Source organism: Pseudomonas sp., from assembly GCF_049590575.1.
Taxonomy (GTDB): Bacteria; Pseudomonadota; Gammaproteobacteria; order Pseudomonadales; family Pseudomonadaceae; genus Aquipseudomonas.
The window spans coordinates 1-4690 of the sequence record NZ_JBAWDE010000174.1; the positions used below are offsets into that span (position 1 = coordinate 1).

A 4690-nucleotide genomic window follows, 5' to 3' on the forward strand; every position below is an offset into this window, starting at 1 on the left:
GCAACGGCATCTGCTGGCGCGCTGGCAGGCGCAGTGGGGCTGGCTGCTGCACCTGGGCGGCGACGCCGAGGGTTCTCGGGTGCATTTTCTCGAAGCGCTGCAAGCCTTGCCCGACAGTGCCTGGACCTCGCGGCTGATGTGCCTGTCGGGGCTGACCCAGCAAGCCTTGCTGCGCGGCGAGCTGGACGTGGCCCAGTCGCTGAACCGCGAAGCGCTGTGCCTGGCCCGCGCCCATGGCTCGCTGCTGCTCGAGGCGTTGCTGGAGCTCGACCACGCGCAGTTGTTGGAGCAGCGCGGCGCACCGTATCGGGCGCAAAGCCTGCTGGAAAATGTGCAGGCGATGTTGCTTGAGCAGCGGCTTGAGGTCGGGCCACTCGTGGGGCGAATCGCCCTGCGGCGTGGGCATCTGGCATTGCGCCAGGGCCAGGACAGCCTGGCCGGCGAATGCTTCGACACCGGCCTGAGCCTATGCCTGCACAGCCAGGACAAACGCGTGCTCTACGGCTTTCTCGGCCTGGCGCTGCTGGCTGCCAACCGTGGCGACTACGCCCAGGCGTTTTTTCAACTGCGTGAAGCCGAACGGTTGATGCAGCAACGCCAGGTGCCGGACACGGTGTACCGCGCGGTGCTGCTGTTGGTCAGCGGGCATTTCTGGTTGCAGCAGGGCCGTGCCGAATTGACCGTGGCAGCGCTGCGCCGGGTCCTTCGCCATTTCCGTGGGCCCCAGGCCAAGCAAGCGCCGCCGGCCACCCTGGAGCTGATCCCGCGTCTTGAATACCTGCTGGTGCTGGCCGAGGTGAAGCTGGGCTGCGCCGATCAACCCATCGCCCGGCTGAATGCGCTGCTGGAAACCACCCACCAGCGCGGCATGCTCTGCCTGGAAACCGAACTGCACCTGGTGCTGGGCGAGGTGGCCTGGCAAATGGGCGACACCGCCTCGGCGCGGCGCTCCCTGCAAACCGGGCTGGAACTGGCCGCGCGCTGCCAGGTGCAGCAGGCGATTCGCGAGCTGCGTTTGCGCTCGCCGGGGTTGCTCAGCGAGCTGGGCATGGAGCCGCAGGCCGCCACCCCCGGCGATGTGGAAAACCCGCTGAGCCAGCGCGAGCTGGAAGTGTTGCAGTTGATCGCCCTCGGCAACTCCAACCTGGAAATCGCCGACCGCCTGTTTATTTCCCTGCACACCGTGAAGACCCACGCGCGGCGCATCCACAGCAAGCTTGGCGTGGAGCGGCGCACCCAGGCGGTGGCCAAGGCCAAGACTCTGGGCCTGATGGTTTAAGCCGTGAACGCCTGGCGGTAGTCGCCGGGCGTGGCGCCCATGGCCTGGCGGAAGCGATGGGTGAAATGGCTGGCGCTGGAAAACCCGCACAGCAGGGCGATTTCACCCAGGGGCAGGGCGCCGCTGCGCAGCAGGCGCTGCGCGCGGCTCAGGCGCCGCGCCAACAGGTACTGATGGGGCGGCAGGCCGAAGCTCTGGCGGAACATCCGCGCGAAATGGTATTCCGACAGCGCGCACAGGCCTGCCAACTGGCCCAGGCTGAGCGGGTCTTCCAAATGCTGGTCGATGTACTCCACCAACCGCCGCCGTTGGTAGGCCGCCAGCCCGCCTTTCAAGCGTAGCCCGTCGCGTGCGCCCACCTGGCTGAGCAGGGTGTGGCTGAGCATTTCATGGGCCAGGCTGCTGGTCAGCAAACGCTCGGCGGGCTCGTGCCAGTTCAGGGCGATCAACTGGTGAAAGCGCCGCGCCTGGCTCGCGTCTTCGAGGAAGGTGCTTTCGCGCAGTTGCAAGGCGCGCGGTTCGCGGTCGAGCAGGGTGACGCAGCCCAGGGCGAATTGCTCCGGGCTGAAATACACATGGGCCAGGCGGATTTCGCCATTGATCACCCAGGCCGACTGGTGCTCGGCGGGCAGGATGCACAGCTTGTCGGGCCCGCCCTTGGTGCCCGGTTGATCGCGTCGAAACGTGCCGGTGCCGCCGCCGACGTAGCATGACAAGGTGTGATGGGTGGGCGCCTGGTAATCCTGCGAGTCGTGATGGTTGCTCCACAAGGCCGCAGACAAGCCGTCACCGAGCTCGGCGCAGGCTTCCAGGCGTGCGTTGGGCGAGCGGTTAAGCGCTTGAAAGACTTGCAGGGATTGCAGATCAGGCATGGTGAGTTCTCCGACGCCTTGCATCCTACTCCCGACGGCCAGCGCTGTGAGCCCGTCGCCCGACAAAAGCGCAAGAATCTGCAAGCGCCTGGCGCGGGTCGAGGGCGACACTGTGGCTCAACCGATGGAGCCCGCTATGAACCTTTCCCTGTATTTACTCACCGTGCTGATCTGGGGCACTACCTGGATCGCCCTCAAATGGCAATTGGGCGTGGTCGCGATTCCGGTGTCCATCGTCTATCGCTTCGGCCTGGCGGCGCTGGTGTTGTTTGCGTTGCTGCTGCTCAGTCGCAAGCTGCAGGTGATGAACCGGCGCGGTCACTTGATTTGCCTGGCCCAGGGCCTGTGCCTGTTTTGCGTCAACTTCATGTGTTTTCTCACCGCCAGCCAATGGATCCCCAGCGGCCTGGTGGCGGTGGTGTTTTCCACGGCGACCTTGTGGAACGCGCTGAACGCCCGAGTATTTTTCGGCCAGCGGGTGGCGCGCAATGTGTTGATGGGCGGCGCGCTGGGGTTACTGGGGCTGGGCTTTCTGTTTTGGCCGGAGTTGGTCGGGCATACCGCCAGCCCACAGACTTTGCTCGGCCTGGGCCTGGCGTTACTCGGCACGATGTGTTTCTCGGCGGGCAATATGCTGTCTAGCCTGCAGCAGAAGGCCGGGTTGCGGCCGCTGACCACCAATGCCTGGGGCATGGCGTACGGTTCGGCGATGCTGGCGACGTATTGCGCGGTGCGTGGCATCCCGTTCGATATGGATTGGAGTGCGCGGTATGTCGGGGCGCTGTGGTACCTGGTGATTCCGGGGTCGGTGATTGGTTTTACCGCGTATCTGACGTTGGTGGGGCGCATGGGCCCGGAGCGGGCGGCGTATTGCACGGTGCTGTTTCCGGTGGTGGCGCTGAATGTGTCGGCGTTCGCCGAAGGGTACCAGTGGACGGCGCCGGCTTTGGCCGGGTTGGTGTTGGTGATGGCGGGGAATGTGTTGGTGTTTCGTAAGCCTAAGCCGGTGAGCCCGGTCTTCAAGGCCAACGCGATCTAGTGTGGGAGCGGGCTTGCTGGCGAAAGCGGAGTGTCAGTCGGCACATTTGTTACTGATCCACCGCCTTCGCGAGCAAGCTCGCTCCCACATTTTGGGGGTGGTGATCTTTCTATTTGATTCCCAGGCGCTTGGCCATTCGGTTCAGGTTGGCGCGGTCCAGGCCCAGTTCACGGGCGGCGCTGGCCCAGTTGTGCTGGTGGCGTTCCAGGCAGGCGTTGATCGCCTGGCGCTGGTAGTGCTCGGTGGCCTGGCGCAGGTCGCCGCTGACGACAAGGGTCGGCTGGGGCGGCTCTTCGATGGCCGGCGCGCTGACGTCGGGCAGGTCCAGGTCCTGGGCACTCAGGCTGAGAATCTTCGGGCGCTCGCGACAGTTACCCAGGGCTTTGAGTGCGCTGCGTCCGATCAAATGCTCCAGCTCGCGCACATTGCCCGGCCAGTTATAGGCCAGCAGCGCCGCCTGGGCGTCGCTGGTCAGGCGCAGGCTGCCCAGGCCCATGCGTGAGCGGTTTTGCTCGAGGAAAAAACCGGCCAGCAGCAACACATCACGCCCGCGCTCACGCAGCGCCGGCACTTGCAGCGGGTACACGCTGAGGCGGTGGTAGAAGTCGGCGCGGTAGCGACCGTTGCGCACCTCGTCAGCCAGGTCGCGGTTGGTGGCGGCGATCAGGCGCACGTCCACCTGGTGTTCCTTGTCCGAGCCCAGGCGCTGCAACTGGCCGCTTTGCAGCACGCGCAGCAGCTTGGCCTGTACGGTCAGCGACAGCTCGCCCACTTCATCCAGAAACAGCGTGCCGCCATTTGCCAGTTCAAACTTGCCGCGGCGCTCGTTCAGCGCGCCGGTAAAGGCGCCGCGTACGTGCCCGAACAGCTCGCTTTCCACCAGGGTCTCCGGGAGGGCGGCGCAGTTGAGGCTGATCAGGGGTTTGTCCGCGCGCGTTGATGCGGCGTGAATTGCCTGTGCCACCAGCTCCTTGCCGACCCCGGTTTCGCCGGTGATCAACACGGTGAGGTCGCTGCCGCCCACCAGTTGGATTTCCTCGACCAGGCGCTTGTGGCTTTTGCTCTGGCCGATCATTTCCTTGTGCTGTTGGCCGCTGGCCTGGCGGTAGATCTCGGCGCGCTGGTGTGCGTCTTCGGCGCGCAATGCCAGGCGTTCGATACGTTCAGCGACGTTGACGGTGGCGGCGGCGAGGCTGGCAAAGGCTTGCAGGGCGTCCAGCTCGACGCGCTCGAAGCGTTCGGTGTCGAGGGCATCGAGGGTCAGCAGGCCCCAGGGCCGGTCGTCGACGAACAGCGGGCAGCCCATGCAATCGTGGACTTCCAGGTGGCTGTGCAGGCCATCGACCAGGCCGTCGTAGGGGTCGGGCAACTCGCTGTCACTGTCAAAGCGCGTTGGGCCGGGGCTGCTGAGCAGCACGGCAAAGCGCGGGTGTTCGCTGATCTTGAAGCGTCGGCCCAGGGTGTCGGCGCTCAAGCCGTCCACGGCCAGCGGCACCAGCC

Annotated in this window: 4 protein-coding genes; 2 read left to right on the forward strand and 2 right to left on the reverse strand. The window is 65.6% G+C overall.

The genetic code is table 11. From position 1 onward, the window contains the following. Positions 1–1279: LuxR C-terminal-related transcriptional regulator (locus tag WBR57_RS12220; RefSeq protein ID WP_424084048.1), on the forward strand; the 1279-nt coding region annotated here is incomplete at its 5' end. Here WBR57_RS12220 and WBR57_RS12225 read toward each other — a convergent pair. Beyond that, positions 1276–2151 (reverse strand): helix-turn-helix domain-containing protein, encoded by an 876-nt coding sequence (locus WBR57_RS12225; RefSeq protein WP_424084049.1) that lies wholly within the window; start codon positions 2149–2151, stop codon positions 1276–1278. The two genes, WBR57_RS12220 and WBR57_RS12225, sit on opposite strands and share 4 nt — an antisense overlap. Before the next feature lie 136 nt (positions 2152–2287). On the opposite strand from WBR57_RS12225, the gene WBR57_RS12230 reads away from it, so the two are divergent. Continuing rightward, positions 2288–3190 carry a DMT family transporter gene (locus tag WBR57_RS12230; RefSeq protein ID WP_424084050.1) on the forward strand — a complete coding sequence of 301 codons (903 nt, stop codon included), beginning with the start codon at positions 2288–2290 and terminating at the stop codon, positions 3188–3190. Positions 3191–3299: 109 nt separating this feature from the next. On the opposite strand, the gene norR is transcribed toward WBR57_RS12230, so the two are convergent. After that, on the reverse strand, positions 3300–4690 hold a 1391-nt coding region (norR, locus tag WBR57_RS12235; RefSeq protein WP_424084051.1), incomplete at its 5' end, for a nitric oxide reductase transcriptional regulator NorR.

What these genes read in the sequence shown, in the direction of transcription:
- WBR57_RS12225 (WP_424084049.1), bottom strand. Translation starts at nt 2,151, where the DNA reads ATGCCTGATCTGCAATCCCTGCAAGTCTTTCAAGCGCTTAACCGCTCG.
- WBR57_RS12230 (WP_424084050.1), top strand. Translation starts at nt 2,288, where the DNA reads ATGAACCTTTCCCTGTATTTACTCACCGTGCTGATCTGGGGCACTACC.